The organism is Sellimonas catena (genome assembly GCF_027924685.1).
Classification (GTDB): domain Bacteria; phylum Bacillota; class Clostridia; order Lachnospirales; family Lachnospiraceae; genus Sellimonas; species Sellimonas catena.
This window is the reverse complement of the sequence record NZ_BSBO01000011.1, coordinates 1-16,463: the sequence shown is the minus strand read 5'-3', so window position 1 is coordinate 16,463 and position 16,463 is coordinate 1. Positions and strand designations below refer to the sequence as shown.

Here is a 16,463-nt window from a genome sequence, read left to right as displayed (position 1 = left end):
TCAGCTCCTGTTCTCTTACTCTGACACCATCATCTTATAAGTGTTCCATATGCTGTCGGCAAGCTTCGCAAGAGCCGGATTCCAGTCGTAGTCTGGATAGGTGGACTGACTATCAATCTCATATACTCCTTCATACAATTCTCTTTCTGCCCTGGTCAAAAAATATGCGCCTTCAAGTTCGCGGAAAGATTGCAGCATTTTCTCAAGTTCTTCGTCAGGCGGATAGTGCATCCATGCATCAAATGCACTTTCCTGCACTGGAACAAAAGCGTAATCAAAATACCCATAAATTTGTGGTAATATCATAGAATCTTCGGAATGTTCCCGGGTGTACTTCTGGGATCGGTCATTTAAAAACAGCATCAGTAAATCGTACGCCTCCTGTTTCAAATCACTGGACATTCCTACCGCTCCATAAGTCTGAATTGCTGCCATTTTCCGTCCATCAAGATCCGGCACAACCTGTAAATCTATCGGAGAAGTCTTGTCGGAAAACACTGCTGACGACAGCATTTCAAAATAATACCAGTTATCTGTCTCATGAACTTCCTCACCTGCATCTATATGAAACTGGAAATACTGATCTGAAAATTCCATCCACTTTTCTTTATTAAACAGTACCTCTCCCCGCTCATAATCCGCTGCCGGCTGTATCCACCGTCCACTCTGTGCCCATAACGATGCCCAAAAAGCGGTTTTTAAACGTGTGTCCTGAGAATTTCGTGCCTGTTCCAGCCATTCTCCCAAGGTATCTCCCGACATTTCTTCCATGTCCTCCTGTCTTGGCAGTACATAGTAACTTACCGACATAGGAAGAATATACTGATGTCCGTCATACTGTCCTGCTTTCAATATCACATCGCTATAAGTATCATCCTTCCAGTAAGAATCCTTCTCCATCAATTCATCCAACGGTGCCAGTGCCCCGCTCTGCATTGTCTGATATGGATTCTCCAACAGTGGAAGAAACTCCTCTCCATTTTCCTGTTTTCCATCCAGCAAATATACATCCGGTCCCTTTCCTGCCATAATCTCTGTCCGCAGTTTCTGAATCTCTATCTCCCGTTCCTCCTTGTCATCCGGGAGCCTTTGGATTCTCACCTCTATTTCGCCATCCACTCCTTCCAAAAAGTCTGCAGCAGATTCCACCTCCGTATACAGCCTTTCATCCGTCACGACCCGCAGGATTTTCTCTTCTTCACTTTTCTCTTCCGTTCCACAGCTGCAAAGTCCTGCTGCCAGAGCGCATACACATAACACTGACATTCCCTTCTGAATCATGCTTTGCTTTCTCATACTTTTTCCCCCTCCTCTCCTGTTCAATTATCCGGCTATTATTGTCTAAATTATATCATTGTCAAAAATACTTGTCTATCATTATAGATTTAAATTCATTTTTTTGTGATAATATTTAATCATCAACATTATTTGTCAATATTTTCATTTGGAATATTCTGTAATCTTCCCTTAATGTTTATTCTGATTATTTTCTTTTATATAAAATATTCCAAAATTTTACCCCCACCCCAATTAAATTGACACACATTTTATTTGTTGATATAATAAGGGAAATACAATTTATGTGAGGGCAAAGGTATGATATCTGTAAAACAAGTTAGTAAATCTTTTCATGGTAATTGTGTTCTGGATCACATCAGCTTTGAAATCCCGGATCAGACAGCCACGGCGCTGATCGGACCAAATGGAATCGGAAAAACAACGCTTTTGAATATTCTGTGCGGATCTCTGGTACCGGATTCTGGAGAAGTCACCTCCGAAACTCCTGATTTTCAAAGAGAAATTTTTACCGTTCTGTCGGGTTCCCATCAGCTGTATGCGAAAAATACAGTGAAAGAAAACATCGAATTCCTTGCGGTGCTGCGGGGCCTTTCCAACTCGGATATCCGGCAGAACCTGGACCGGTACCTGCCTTCTTTCCCGCTGTATGACTCCGTAAAAAACAAACTGTTTGAGGAGCTCTCTACCGGTCAGAAACAGCTGATGATTCTGCTTGCGGCTCTGGTGACGAATTCCCGGTATCTGATTTTAGACGAACCGACCGAAGGACTGGATCTGGATCACAAACGGGCACTGCTTCACGCTGTTACTTCCATCCGAAATACGAAGACCATTTTGATCACGTCCCATGATTCGGACTTTATTACGTCGGCCGCCGAACGATTTCTGTTTCTGAAAGACGGGCAGATCGCAGTCGAAAAAGAACATCTTGATACAAAGGAATTTCTGGAAATTTATGAAGCATTATATTTACAGGGGGAATCGTTATGAGAATAATCTGGTATGAATGTAAAATGGATGTGTTAAGGACGTTCCGCTATAAGATGGGACTGGTTTCTGACCTGGTGATTTATACATTACTTCTCTGTTTTTTCTTTTGGTCTAATACAGGGCAGTCCTTTCAAGAACTGTATGGCGTAGAAAATTATCAGGCACTGCTTCTTCTGGGCTACGTGGCATGGACCTTTTCTGTCACAGCAATTTCCACTATTGCTTCCCAGCTTCTGGCAGAGCTTCAGCGCGGCACCCTCTTTTTCAAGCTTCACTCCCGTCTTCCGCTTCAGATTCTCTATCTGGGAGACCTGCTTTCCTCGGTGCTCGTCCAGACTATTGTTGTGATCATTTATTCTGTTGTAACATATTTCTTTTTCGGGGTACGGTATACAGTAACACTTCCGATCGTAGCCGCATTCTTAATTTCCATCCTCGGCATGTACGGAATCGGGCTGATGATCGCAGGGCTTTCTCTGTATTACAAACGGATCGGCGCTATTGTGCTTCTGGTACAGTTATTTCTTCTTTTTGTTACGGATACCATTCCAACATCGCCCGTCATCACAGAAGTTTCCAGTGTGCTTCCGCTTACGATGTGTAATACCGTGATCCGGAACAGCTTTGTTCACAAAGATCTGGGAATGACGTTCCTTTTGCTGTGCGTCGTCAGCCTTCTCTGGTTTGCGGCTGGATATATAGTCTTTGACTGTTTTATGAAACAGGCCAAGAAAAAAGGCAATCTTCTTTTATACTGATGTACTGTTTTTGCAGACCCTTCTTTCTCCGGGAGAGAACTGGTTTCCTATTCGACAAAAGGAACCATTTCTCTCCCTTTTCATACCCTGATAGTGAAGGATTTATTTCCTCTAAAATAAAAAACAGGAGGCACTTTCATGGGTATTACAAACTCTAACAAAGAGGTCAATGTCTCACAGATCACCTGCGGCGGAACCTTCCAGGTAACACTTGGTCTTTCGGCAGCTCCGGATATTTCGGAAAATCCGGTGGATATTGTTCTTGTTCTCGACCGCTCCGGCAGTATGGCCGGAAGCCCGCTCGAAAATCTGAAGCTTGGGGCGGACACCTTTATTGACATTATCGATGAAACTACCGACAGTACTCAGGATGGACAGATCGGCTCGGGAAGCCATATCGGTATCGTCAGCTTTTCCGGCAGCGCATCAGCAGACACACAGCTGATTACTTCGGTTGCTGACTTAAAGGCGGCAGTAGCTGCGCTTTCTGCAGGCGGATCCACCAACCATGCAGACGCATTTTCCACTGCTGCATCCCTTTTTGACCCTTCTTCTTCCAACGAAAAGGTCATTGTCATGTTTACAGACGGGAAAACGACTTCCGGAATTCCTCCTGCACCGGTCGCGGAGACGATCCGTGATTCGGGGATCATTATTTACTGTATCGGTCTGATTGGAGACACAGGAATTGATGTGGATGTACTCAATGACTGGGCAACAGATCCGGATGCATCTCATGTTGCTGTCACCCCGGATGATTCCGAACTGGAGGACTTGTTTGCGGATCTGGCGGCCAACATTTCCAAACCGGGAGCGACAAATATTGTCATTAATGAAACTCTCAATCCGGATTTCACTATTGTAAGCATTGGCATGCCATCTTCCGGTACTGCCGCTGCCATTGACTCTCAGTCTCTGCAATGGAAAATTCCATCACTCGGAGTCTCTGGAAACGAGGGTGCGTCTTTGGAATTCTATGTGCAGCACACCGGCCAGACTTCCGGAAATCTCCCGGTCAACCAGTCCATTTTTTACTCGGATACAGAGGGAAATACGGTTACCTTCCCTGATCCTTCCGTTCAGGTTGACTGCGGCGTTTCGGTAGACCCGGAATCTTGCCCGATCCCGGTCGATTTTACAATCGAAAAATGCCAGGACTCTCTGGTCGTTGATCTGGGAGATGTGTATCTGGAATCTTCCGGCCGGATCGTACAGCTCAATGTCAAACTGAAAAATGTCTGCCCTCACAAACGGGTTGCTCTCGGAATTATTCTGACTGAAACCGATAACTACGGAAGCGAATATCAGCGCGGCATGAAGGCCATCACCGTACCGGCCCATAATCAGAAGAACTGTCAGGATGTAGAAGTAAAATGCATCAAGTTTGTTCTTCCGGAAGACCTGAATGTATCCGGCTGTCCGTGCCAGTCGCTGTGCTGTGAACGGCATCTGAAAGTGCGGATTATCGCGCATTATATCGATACCGACTTCCGCTGCTGCGATTCTACAGTAACCTTCTAACGTATAACGGGGAGAGCATTTCGTCTCTCCCCTCTTTTCTTTCAATATTTAACAAATCTTGTTGCCGTTTGCCACAAGCTTGAACTTGCATCCCAGAACCTCTGCAGCTCTCCGGCACATGATCATCCGTTCCAGAAAGATTTCAAAATAATCCATCACTGTACACATCTCGTCATCCAGCTCCAGATTCATCTGAATCACTCTCTTCTCTTTTTTGACTTCCAGGCTGGAGGCCAGCACCGCATAGTTGACCCGGTCGTGGATATCAAAATTGGCAATGGTCGGATTCTGCACCCGGTTTCTTCGCACATCGGTTTTATCCGCCAGAATCAGCGCCGCAGAGACGATGTCCACGGCAGTGCCCGTGGATTCATCATGGTTTCCAATCGCGGTCGTCACAGTCATCACATCCCGGAGAGGCATCCCCATTCCCTTTAAAATTCCGTAAGCCAACAATGCTCCGGTATGGGCGTGGTCGTGCCGGTTGATGCTGTTGCCGATATCATGCATGTACCCTGCAATTTTGCTGAGCCGGATTTCTTTTGGCCCATACCCAAGATCTTTGAGAATCTTTCCGGCGGTTTCTGCCACCTTGGCAGCATGTTTTCGGGAATGTTCCGTAAATCCAAGAACATCCAGCACCTCATTTCCTTTCTCTATCAAAAGATTTATCTCTTCATTTTCCTTTACCTTTCTGTAAGTAATGATGTCTTGTTTCTTTTCTGCCATATATTCTGTCGTAACTCCTCTTCTTATAATCTTGTAATTGCGTCCATGGCAAGGGCGGAACGCTCACATTCCTCCGGCGTGAAGGTTACCTGCCAGCAGAGCGGGCTTCCTTTCATATATTCGGAAGCATAACTGAGACCATTCGTCCGTTCATCCAGCATCGGGCGGTCAATCTGGTTTGTATCACCAAGCAGAATGATTTTGGTGCCTTTTCCTGCTCTTGTAATAATTCCTTTTACCTGATTCGGCGTCATGTTCTGTGCTTCATCGATAATCAGATAAGTCTTCATAATGGAACGCCCGCGAATATAATTTAACGCTTCCGTCTGAATCAGCCCGCGGTCGAAGATTTCATCGATCTTCCCCTGTAATTCCCGCTCATCTTTATAGCGTTCTTCCTCGTTGGAATCGATCAGCTGTTCCAGATTGTCAATGACAGGACGCATCAGCGGAGAAATCTTCTCCTGTTCGTCTCCCGGGAGAAAACCGATGTCCGAGTCAAACTGTGCGTTTGGCCTGGAAATCAGAATTCTCCGGTATTCTCCCGTTGGATGATTCAGGATTTTTTCCAGACCGACCGCCAGCGTATAGAAAGTCTTACTGGTCCCTGCCCTGCCTTTGATAATAACAAGCGGTGCCTTTTCAGCCGGCTGCATCAGTGCTTCCTGTACGAAATATTGTCCTGCATTTCTTGGAGAAACACCGTAAGGCTGGGTTTTCCGGTATTCCAGCTTTTTAATCACTCCCTTTTCCACCCGACCGAGCTGGGTTTTCTTTGCAGACTGATCCGCCTTTAAAATCACAAATTCATTTTCTTCCAGCTTTGGCACGATCCGGTTTCCCTGTTCGTCCGAAAGGTAGACATCCTCCACCGGAACGCCCTTTTTCTTAAACTCTTTGAATTTTTCTTCCGGCACATACACTTCTATCCTTCCCCTGTACTGCCCTTCATACTCTACAACCTGCTCTGTCGTATAATCTTCCGCCCGGATTCCGATGATCTGTGCCTTAATTCTGAGCAAAATGTCTTTTGTCACAAGAACCACCTGTTCCTCACAGGACTCCGCCAATCCCTTGCAGACTTTCAAAATCCGGTTATCCATCTTCTCTTCCGGCAGATCCTCCGGAAGCTGCACGTTTACAAAATTTTTCTCCACCCGGAGTATACCTCCTGATGCCAGTTCAATTCCTTCCAGCAGATCTCCTTTTTGCCGGAGTTCTTCCAGAATCCGGATTGCCGCTCTTGCATTTCTTCCCTTCTCGCCATCTGCCTTCTTTAGATTATCCAGCTCTTCCAGTACAACAACAGGCAGAATCACCTGATTATCCTCAAAACTGAGCAGTGCCTGTGGATTCTGAATGAGAATGTTGGTGTCGATGACATAGATTTTTACCATATGCAGGTCTCCTTTACCATATAGACTTTTCATAAAACACAAAAGGAAAGCTGTTCTTCCCCTTTATGGAAATTATAGCTTTCCTGTATTTTAACTTTGCTCAGATTTGGGTTAAATTTGGGTTAAAGCAGGCATGCAGATAAACATCGCCATTTCCTTTTTATCAGGATTTTACTTAGACTTGACAGAAAGCCAGTAGTTCATACCGGTTCTTTCTTTTATAATGACAGTAAAGATTGGAGGGCTGTCTTATGCTTTTCTATACGATCATGATTCTTATTCTAGGCATACTTAGCGCAGGCATAACTGTATTTTTCTTTTTCCGGTGGAGACAGAATCGAAATGTTCCAGAAGATATCAATACAGAAAATACAACTGTTCCGGCGCACATATCCATTTTTACCAGACTTGGGACAGCACTGTTTCTTCTTGTTTTCACAGTTGGATTTATGTCAGTCGGCGTTTATTTCCTATATTCTTCCTGTCAGGAAGATCTGAGATATTCCGGCGAAGCGAATGGAACTGTAGTAGAATATACCCGGAAATGGGATACTACAGGCGAAACTTCCGGCTATCTCTACGCCCCTGTAGTCCGCTATCAGGCAGAAGGAAACGGGATCTGCATGGGTACAGGAAATGTCTGGAGCTCCAGACGCTCCTTTGAAATCGGAGAACAGATTACCATCCGCTACAACCCGGATCAGACCGATATCGTCTCTATAGAAGGCAACGGTTTATCCGTCGGTTTCAAAATGGGATTCGGATTTTTTCTGTTTGGTTTCACGGTATCTATTCTTGTTCTTATTTTCTTCGCCCTGAAACTGTTGGTCCATAATCAGGACACCAGGAACCGGATTATGGGACGGATCTGCGTGCTTCTAATCGGGCTTTTGATTGCAGGGGTCTGGATTGTCTTGGCCGGTCTGAAACTGGCAATGGCAGTATTCGCCCTGTTTGGATTGTATGTTCTTATTCATCGAATCCGAAGGTAGGGATAGACATTCCAGAGGACGTTTTCAATATCCGGATTAGTTAAATCCACATTTTGCATTAGATCTACTTCATAATCATTTTAAAGGACCAAGAAAAGGTGGAATCTTATTACAAAATAATTGAAGATCTTAAGAATTCACTTACGGACGAAAATGGGAATGCAAAAAACTTCATTTTTACAAGCTCTTATTTGGATCTATATCGCAAAGCAGACTCCAAGATTTTGGCTGTGATTAATTGAAAAGAATAGAACAATCCATGAAAGTTTTAAAACCATAAATGGAGAAGAATTCGGGTATCTAAATTTAAAGAGGACCTTTCTTCGTGAGGGTTCTTTAAGAGGGGCCTTCATGATGGGCTGGTAAAACAAACATAAGGGTAAGGAAAAAAGGGAAGCATACGCTTCCCTTTTTTGTCATAAATATAGATTAAAATCTTTATTTATTATTTGTTGTTGATTGCTGCCTGTGCTGCTGCAAGTCTGGCGATCGGTACACGGAATGGTGAGCAGGATACGTAGTTCAGGCCAAGTTTATGGCAGAATTCTACGGAGCTTGGATCTCCACCGTGCTCTCCACAGATTCCTACATGCAGGTTCGGGTTAGCCGGTTTTCCTAAATCGATAGCCATCTTCATCAGTTTGCCGACACCAACCTGGTCAAGTTTTGCAAATGGATCGTTCTCGTAGATCTTAGCGTCATAGTAAGCGTTGAGGAACTTACCAGCGTCGTCACGGGAGAATCCGAATGTCATCTGTGTCAGGTCGTTTGTACCGAAGCAGAAGAAGTCAGCTTCTTTTGCGATCTCGTCAGCTGTAAGAGCAGCTCTCGGGATCTCGATCATTGTACCAACTTCGTATTCAAGGTCGATACCAGCTGCTGCGATTTCAGCGTCAGCTGTTTCAACAACGAAGTTCTTCACGTATTTAAGCTCTTTTACTTCTCCAACAAGCGGAATCATGATTTCCGGTTTGATGTTCCAGTCCGGATGAGCTTTCTTTACGTTGATAGCTGCACGGATAACAGCTTTTGTCTGCATCTTTGCAATTTCCGGATAAGTAACTGCAAGACGGCATCCACGATGACCCATCATCGGGTTGAACTCGTGCAGGCTGTCGATGATTGCTTTGATCTGCTCTACAGTCTTGCCCTGAGCTTCTGCAAGTTTCTTGATATCTTCTTCCTCTGTTGGAACGAACTCATGAAGCGGCGGATCCAGGAAACGGATTGTTACCGGGTTACCTTCCAGAGCTTCGTAGAGAGCTTCGAAGTCTCCCTGCTGATATGGAAGAACTTTTTCAAGAGCTGTTTCTCTTTCTTCTTCTGTTTCAGAACAGATCATTTCACGGAACGCGTCGATTCTTCCTTCACCGAAGAACATATGCTCTGTACGGCAAAGTCCGATACCTTCTGCGCCAAGTTCTACAGCTTTCTTAGCGTCTTCCGGTGTATCTGCGTTTGTACGAACTTTTAATGTTCTGTATTTGTCAGCCCAGTTCATGATACGTTCGAACTCACCAGCGATTGTAGCGTCTACTGTCGGGATTACTCCGTCGTAGATGTTACCTGTTGTACCATCAATGGAGATGAAGTCTCCTTCGTGGAATTCTTTTCCGCCAAGTGTGAATTTCTTGTTTGCTTCATCCATTACGATGTCGCCGCATCCGGATACACAGCATTCACCCATACCACGGGCAACAACTGCTGCGTGAGATGTCATACCACCGCGAACTGTCAGGATACCCTGAGCGCTCTTCATACCTGTGATATCTTCCGGTGATGTTTCAAGACGAACCAGAACGACTTTTTCTCCTCTTTCAGCCCACTCTACAGCGTCATCAGCTGTGAATACAACTTTACCGCAGGCAGCTCCCGGAGATGCTCCAAGACCTTTGCCCATCGGTGTAGCTGCTTTCAGTGCAGCAGCGTCGAACTGTGGGTGAAGTAATGTATCAAGGTTACGAGGATCGATCATAGCAACTGCTTCTTCTTCTGTTCTCATGCCTTCGTCAACAAGGTCGCATGCGATCTTCAGAGCAGCCTGTGCTGTTCTCTTTCCGTTACGTGTCTGAAGCATGTACAGTTTACCATGTTCTACAGTAAACTCCATGTCCTGCATATCTCTGTAGTGGTTTTCCAGAGTGCTGCATACTTCTTTGAACTGTTTGAATGCTTCCGGGAATTTGTCTTCCATTTCGGAAATGTGCATTGGAGTACGAACACCGGCAACAACGTCTTCGCCCTGTGCGTTTGTAAGGAATTCTCCGAACAGACCGTTTTCTCCTGTAGCCGGGTCACGTGTAAATGCAACACCTGTACCACAGTCATCTCCCATGTTACCGAATGCCATCATCTGTACGTTGACAGCTGTTCCCCATGAATACGGGATATCGTTGTCACGACGGTATACATTGGCACGCGGGTTGTCCCATGAACGGAATACAGCCTTTACAGCGCCGATGAGCTGTTCTTTTGCGTCAGCCGGGAAGTCGGATCCGATCTTCTCTTTGTATTCAGCTTTGAACTGTCCTGCAAGAGCCTTGAGATCTTCTGCTGTCAGTTCAACGTCCAGCTTCACGCCTTTTTCTTCTTTCATCTTGTCGATGAGTTCTTCAAAATATTTTTTGCCGACTTCCATAACAACGTCGGAATACATCTGGATAAATCTTCTGTAGCAGTCCCATGCCCAACGCGGGTTTCCGGAAGCTTCTGCCAGAGTTTCAACAACTTCTTCATTCAGACCAAGGTTCAGGATAGTATCCATCATACCCGGCATGGAAGCTCTTGCACCGGAACGAACGGAAACGAGAAGCGGATTCTCTTTATCTCCGAATTTCTTTCCTGTGATCTCTTCCAGTTTTGTCATAGCTTCCATGATCTGACTCATGATTTCGTCATTGATCTGTCTGCCGTCCTCATAATACTGGGTACAAGCCTCTGTTGTTACAGTGAATCCCTGAGGTACCGGGAGTCCAAGGCCTGTCATTTCAGCAAGGTTCGCACCTTTACCACCCAGAAGGTTTCTCATTGTAGCGTTACCTTCTGTAAACATATACACCCATTTCGTAGCCATGTTTCAATGTCCTCCTAATAATATATTTGTAATATTTGACACGAAAAACACGACTTTGCGTTTCTCTTATGTAAAGTCGTACTTCTGTGCCCGGAATATTACGTTCTTTTGCAGTTTCCCGCTGGTAATATTGTAAATGTTTTAACATTGTTCGTCAAGAAATTTATCGTATTTTCTGTAACAATTCTGTCATACCTCATACAACAATTCCGTTACAGTTTTTGTGACAATCCGGTCATGTCTTACGGCCGGATTGTCACTCCCTGCTTTATTTCTGTCCGATTTTTTCAATAAATGCTTTATAGCCTTTCACAGCTTCGTATACATCTGCCTTACTGGAGATCTCATACATTGCATGCATACAGAGAACTGCAACACCGCTGTCGATCACTTCCATGCCGTACTGTGCCATGATGTATGCGATCGTTCCGCCGCCGCCGACATCTACTTTACCAAGTTCTGCATACTGATATCCGACTCCTGCCTCATCCATGACGCTGCGGATTTCTGCGAGATACTCTGCGTTCGCATCGTTGGAGCCGTTCTTTCCACGGCTTCCTGTGAACTTGTTGAATACAAGTCCTTTTCCGAAGAATGCGGAGCTTCTCTTTTCAAATGCTGCTGCAAACATCGGATCGTAAGCAGCACTTACGTCTGAGGAAAGCATCTTGGAATTCTGAAGGGCACGTCTTACTTTTAATTCGGACTCTTCGCCTGTCAGTGCAATGAGCTCTGCTATCGTATTTTCAAAGAATCTGGAATGCATGCCGGTTGCTCCGACGCTTCCGATTTCTTCTTTATCTACCAGGATGCAGCATGCGGTACGGCTGATCTGCGGGTTGTCCAGCATTGCAAACAGAGATGTGAATGCGCAGACTCTGTCGTCCTGTCCGTAGGATAAGATCATGCTTCTGTCAATACCGCAGTCTCTTGCTTTTCCTGCCGGAACGATTTCAAGCTCTGCAGATACGAAATCTTCTTCTCCGATTCCGTATGTTTCTTCCATAAGACGAAGAACGCCTGCTTTTACTGCTTCTTTTTCGTCTTCTTTGAGTCCCTCTGCTTCTGTGAGCGGACGGCTTCCGATCAGAAGATCCAGATTGTCGCCTTCAATCACTTCAGATGCTTTCTGTGACATCTGTTTTCCAGCCAGATGTACAAGCAGGTCTGTGATTACAAATACCGGATCATTTTCATTTTCTCCGATATTAACACGGACTTTTGTTCCGTCTTTCTTTACGATCACTCCGTGAAGAGAGAGCGGGGAAGCAAGCCACTGATATTTCTTGATGCCTCCATAGTAATGAGTATCGAGATATGCCATCTCATCCGTCTCATAGAGCGGATTCTGTTTGATATCGATTCGTGGAGAATCAATGTGAGCTCCAAGAATATTCATTCCGTTTTCCAGCGGTTCTTTACCGATCTGGAAAAGAAGAATCATCTTGCCCATGAAAGATGCGTAAACCTTGTCGCCTTCCTTTAATGGTTCTCCTGCCTCTTTGTAAGAGCACAGGCAGCGGTATCCTGCTTCTTTTGCCAGGCGCTCTGCGACCTCTACGCATTCTCTTTCTGTCTTTCCTTCATCCAGGCAGCGTTTATAACGTGCGCTGATGTCTTCCATCTCTTTTAATTCTGCCTGTGTGTAAGTCTTCCATACATTTCTTCTGTCCACTGTTTTGTTCCTCCTTCTGACATGAGATATTTTCAGGCTCAAATGCCCTCAAGTACTCTTATTATACATCACTTTTGCCAAAAGTCACAGTGCTTCTTTCATTTTCTTTACATATTCTTTTATATACGGCACACACTGCTCTTTGTACTGCCCGCAGAGCTTCACAATGGCCGAACCTACGATCACGCCGTCCGAAACTTCCGCCATCTTTCCTGCCTGTTCTTCTGTCGATATTCCGAATCCGACCGCACACGGGATATCTTGTTCTTCTTTCACCAGCTGCACCATTTTTCCCACATCCGTTGTGATCTCTGAACGTACACCCGTTACCCCGAGCGAAGAGACGCAGTAGACAAAACCGGCTGCCTCTTTTGCAATCATCTGGATCCGGTCTCTGGATGTCGGTGCGATCAGCGAAATAAAGTCCAGCCCATACTTCCTGCACACGCTGTCAAACTCTTCCTTCTCTTCAAACGGAACATCCGGAAGAATCAGACCGTCCATGCCGATTTCCGATGCAGTCCGTATAAAACGTTCCGTCCCGTAGGAGAATACCACATTGGCATAAGTCATAAAGGCCATAGGAATACTGGTGTTTCTTCGGATCCGCCGGACCATCTCAAAGACCGCATCCGTCGTAATTCCTCCGGAGAGAGCACGTAAATTCGCATCCTGAATCACCGGTCCTTCCGCCGTCGGATCGGAAAACGGAATTCCAAGCTCAATCAGGTCTGCTCCCGCCTCCTCCATGGCATAGACGATCTTCTCTGTCACCTCGACGGACGGATCACCGCAGGTGATAAATGGAATAAATGCTTTTCCATGTGTAAATGCTTCTCTGATCCTACTCATAAATATCCTCCCCTCTGTATCTGGCGATGGCCGCGCAGTCCTTGTCGCCTCTTCCTGACAGATTGACGACGATACACTGGTCCGGTCTCATCTCTTTTGCAAGTTTCATGGCATAGGCTACGGCATGGGCGCTTTCGATGGCCGGAATAATTCCTTCCGTCCTGGACAGATATTCAAAGGCGTCCACTGCCTCGTCATCTGTCACCGCCACATATTCAGCCCGTTTCTTATCATAAAGATCCGCGTGTTCCGGACCGATTCCCGGATAGTCCAGTCCGGCTGAGATGGAGTATACCGGAGCAATCTGTCCGTACTCATCCTGGCAGAAATAGGATTTCATTCCGTGGAAGATACCGGGCTTTCCTGTAGCAATGGTTGCTGCCGTCTCTTTCGTGTGGATGCCGCGGCCCGCCGCTTCACATCCGATAAGCCGAACGTCTTTCTCTTCGATAAAATGGTAAAACGCTCCGATCGCATTGGAGCCGCCGCCGACACAGGCCAGCACCGCGTCCGGAAGTTTTCCTTCCGCCTCCAGGATCTGCTCTTTGATTTCTTTGGAAATCACTGCCTGGAAATCCCGTACGATGGTTGGGAACGGGTGGGGCCCCATGACAGATCCAAGGACGTAGTGGGTATCATCGATCCGGTTCGTCCACTCCCTCATGGTTTCGGACACCGCGTCTTTTAAAGTTGCCGTTCCGGTAGTGACCGGATGTACCCTGGCTCCGAGAAGGCGCATCTTATACACGTTCAGTGCCTGACGTTTTGTGTCCTCCTCTCCCATGAACACTTCACACTCCATCCCCATCAGAGCGGCTGCAGTTGCGGTTGCAACTCCGTGCTGCCCTGCTCCTGTCTCCGCAATCACACGGGTCTTCCCCATCTTTTTTGCAAGCAGAACCTGACCAAGGACATTGTTGATTTTATGAGCGCCGGTGTGATTTAAGTCTTCCCTTTTCAGATAAATTTTAGCCCCGCCCAGATCCTTCGTCATATGCTCCGCATAGTAGAGTCTGGATGGTCTCCCTGCATAATCATTTAATAGTGTTGTAAGTTCCTTCTGAAATTCCGGATCGTTCTTATAATGATTGTAGGCCTCTTCCAGTTCAATAACCGCATTCATCAACGTTTCCGGTATATACTGCCCTCCATGGGCTCCGAATCTTCCCTTTGACATCTGATTCCTTCCTTTCTTTCTCTTATCTGATATCTCAAGTCAGCGACCGCAGCATGTGTACTGCGTCCGCGATCTTTTTTTCGTCTTTCACTCCGTCTGTCTCAACGCTGCTGCTCAAGTCGACAGCAAACGGATGAAACCTTTCCACGGCTTCTTTCATATTATGAATGCCGATTCCTCCGGCAAGAAAGTACGGCTGTTTTGCTTCCTCCAGGCATGACCAGTCGAAACTTCTTCCTGTTCCGCCGGTTCCACAGTCAAACAGCAAATAGTCTGCCGGAAATCCCGCTGCTCTTTCTACATCTTCTCTGCTCTTTACGGAAACAGCTTTGATCACCGGCACGCCGGCTGTCTCCCGAATCGTCCGGACCATCTCTTCTCCTTCCTGTCCGTGGAGCTGAATCATTTTAAGCCCGCTTTCCCTCACAATGCGTAGAATCGTATTTGTATCCTCATTGACAAAGACTCCTACAGGCACAATCCCCGGATCCAGCTCTTCCAAAAGCCCTTTCAGTCCTTCCGGATCCATATTTCTCCGGCTTTGCGGCACGTTTAGAATAAATCCACAGTAGTCCGGCCTTGCCGCGTTCACATATACAATGTCTTCTTTTCGCCTCAATCCGCAGATTTTGATCTTCGTTTTCATTGGTCCATTCCCCCAAGACAGGTAAGCGCTTTCCTTTTGTCCGGTTCCCGCATCAGTGTTTCGCCGATCAGCACCGCGTCCGTTCCGTTTTCTTTTAAAAGCCGTATGTCCTCCGGAGTGCGGATGCCGCTCTCTGATACAAAGATGATTTCTGGCGGCACCAGTCTGCGCAGACTGGCGCTTGTCTGAAGATCTACCTGAAACGTATGAAGATCCCGGTTGTTGACACCGATGATCTTTGCCTGGCACCGCTTTGCCATCTCTATCTCTTCCTCAGAATGTGTTTCCACCAAAGCGGAAAGTCCAAGATGCTCTGCAAGTTCCAGATCAGACCGTAATTCCTCTTCCGTCAAAATCGCACAGATAAGAAGCACTGCATCGGCTCCCATGGCTTTTGCCTCGTAGATCATGTACGGATCCACAGTAAAATCTTTCCTCAAAACAGGGATCTGTACTTCCCTGGCAATTGCTTCCAGATAAGCATCGCTCCCCTGAAAATAGAATGGTTCGGTCAGACAGGAGATGGCTGCCGCTCCAGCCTTTTCATAGTCTTTTGCAATGTCCAGATATGGAAATGTTTCCGCAATCACCCCTTTGGACGGGGAAGCTTTCTTCACCTCGCAGATGAACGAAAGTCCTTCCCTGGAAAGGCTCTTCTGAAAAAGAAACGGTTCTTTTTGCTCCTTCCGGCTTTCGATTCTCTCCAGAAGCCGGCCTGTCGGAATCTCCCTCTTTTTCTTTGCAATCCGCTCCCTTGTCTTTTCAGCGATTTCATCCAGTATGGTTTTCATACCCGTTCCTCCTGTACTTCCGGGGTAGTGTCAAATACTACCTTGTTTTTTTGTGTCTAAATCTTTCATAAACCTTGTTTTTAAGGGAAATCTGCAATAAAAAGAGCATTGACCTCCCTTTTCTGGTATAATGTCTATCGCCAAAAACAAACCTTACACGAAAGGAGTCAATGCTCATGAACATTATACTATACTTACTTTCTATTATTCAATATCTTTACCAGCAAAACTGCTGGCTGATTTGTTTTATCTGCAGATACATCCCACTCAAGCAGTGGGTCTTTGACGATTCCCACTCCCCAAAGTATCAGAAATTCAAAGTTGACGAACTCCCTCACATCAGAACCTTTATCAAACAGGACTGGCAGTTTCTCCTGGAATACTACCTCTGGAAGTATGGCAAACCCGTTAAGCCTGTTCAACGCCGAAACGGCAGCTCTATCCCGGAAGATGTTGTCTGTCCTCTGTGCGGTGCACCCCATCACTTTCTCTACGATAACAATGGCGGTAATGGACAGTATCGGTGCAAAATCTGTGCCCAGACCTTCCGTTCCGGTGATCTT

The 16,463-nt window shown here is 46.0% G+C and carries 13 protein-coding genes and 1 pseudogene; 5 read left to right on the top strand and 9 right to left on the bottom strand.

From position 1 onward, the window contains the following. Positions 1-15: 15 nt before the first annotated feature. Positions 16-1,296 carry a type 2 periplasmic-binding domain-containing protein gene (locus Selli1_RS06530; RefSeq protein WP_281872533.1) on the bottom strand — a complete coding sequence of 427 codons (1,281 nt, stop codon included), beginning with the start codon at positions 1,294-1,296 and terminating at the stop codon, positions 16-18. A 300-nt stretch (positions 1,297-1,596) separates the two neighbouring features. Between Selli1_RS06530 and Selli1_RS06525 the strand changes: the two genes are divergently transcribed. From Selli1_RS06525 to Selli1_RS06515, 3 genes are all read left to right on the top strand, one after another. Continuing rightward, entirely contained in the window at positions 1,597-2,289 is a 693-nt protein-coding gene (locus Selli1_RS06525; protein ID WP_204863942.1) for an ATP-binding cassette domain-containing protein, read from the top strand. Further along, entirely contained in the window at positions 2,286-3,047 is a 762-nt protein-coding gene (locus Selli1_RS06520; protein ID WP_138372368.1) for an ABC transporter permease, read from the top strand. The genes Selli1_RS06525 and Selli1_RS06520 overlap by 4 nt, the downstream gene beginning before the upstream one ends. Positions 3,048-3,185: 138 nt before the next feature. After that, entirely contained in the window at positions 3,186-4,568 is a 1,383-nt protein-coding gene (locus Selli1_RS06515) for a vWA domain-containing protein (protein WP_281872532.1), read from the top strand. 48 nt (positions 4,569-4,616) lie between these two features. On the opposite strand, the gene Selli1_RS06510 is transcribed toward Selli1_RS06515, so the two are convergent. Continuing rightward, a complete protein-coding gene (locus Selli1_RS06510; protein ID WP_087254079.1) occupies positions 4,617-5,297 on the bottom strand; it encodes an HD domain-containing protein in 681 nt (226 codons plus the stop codon). Positions 5,298-5,320: 23 nt separating this feature from the next. Then, positions 5,321-6,694: a PhoH family protein gene (locus Selli1_RS06505; protein WP_281844743.1), complete on the bottom strand. Its 1,374-nt coding sequence runs from the start codon at positions 6,692-6,694 to the stop codon at positions 5,321-5,323. A 251-nt stretch (positions 6,695-6,945) separates the two neighbouring features. Here Selli1_RS06505 and Selli1_RS06500 point away from each other — a divergent pair, with 251 nt between their 5' ends. Beyond that, on the top strand, positions 6,946-7,686 hold the full coding sequence (locus Selli1_RS06500) for a DUF3592 domain-containing protein (protein ID WP_087169454.1): 741 nt from the start codon (positions 6,946-6,948) through the stop codon (positions 7,684-7,686). Positions 7,687-8,131: 445 nt separating this feature from the next. On the opposite strand, the gene ppdK is transcribed toward Selli1_RS06500, so the two are convergent. From ppdK to trpC, 6 genes are all read right to left on the bottom strand, one after another. Then, positions 8,132-10,759, bottom strand: a complete 2,628-nt coding sequence (ppdK, locus tag Selli1_RS06495) for a pyruvate, phosphate dikinase (RefSeq protein ID WP_087169455.1) — start codon at positions 10,757-10,759, stop codon at positions 8,132-8,134. A gap of 268 nt (positions 10,760-11,027) precedes the next feature. Beyond that, positions 11,028-12,434, bottom strand: coding sequence for an aminopeptidase (locus Selli1_RS06490; RefSeq protein ID WP_087169456.1), 1,407 nt, complete (start codon positions 12,432-12,434; stop codon positions 11,028-11,030). Between the two features lie 84 nt (positions 12,435-12,518). Beyond that, a complete protein-coding gene (trpA, locus tag Selli1_RS06485; RefSeq protein WP_281872531.1) occupies positions 12,519-13,286 on the bottom strand; it encodes a tryptophan synthase subunit alpha in 768 nt (255 codons plus the stop codon). Further along, the gene (gene trpB, locus Selli1_RS06480; protein ID WP_087254065.1) at positions 13,279-14,463 is read right to left on the bottom strand and encodes a tryptophan synthase subunit beta; all 1,185 of its coding nucleotides are present in this window, start codon (positions 14,461-14,463) and stop codon (positions 13,279-13,281) included. The genes trpA and trpB overlap by 8 nt, the downstream gene beginning before the upstream one ends. A 34-nt stretch (positions 14,464-14,497) precedes the next feature. Continuing rightward, the gene (locus Selli1_RS06475) at positions 14,498-15,109 is read right to left on the bottom strand and encodes a phosphoribosylanthranilate isomerase (RefSeq protein ID WP_087254062.1); all 612 of its coding nucleotides are present in this window, start codon (positions 15,107-15,109) and stop codon (positions 14,498-14,500) included. Next, on the bottom strand, positions 15,106-15,900 hold the full coding sequence (gene trpC / locus Selli1_RS06470; protein WP_087169460.1) for an indole-3-glycerol phosphate synthase TrpC: 795 nt from the start codon (positions 15,898-15,900) through the stop codon (positions 15,106-15,108). Before trpC ends, Selli1_RS06475 begins: the two co-directional genes overlap by 4 nt. Positions 15,901-16,076: 176 nt before the next feature. On the opposite strand from trpC, the pseudogene Selli1_RS18485 reads away from it, so the two are divergent. Further along, positions 16,077-16,463, top strand: a pseudogene (locus Selli1_RS18485) (transposase); the annotation flags it as partial.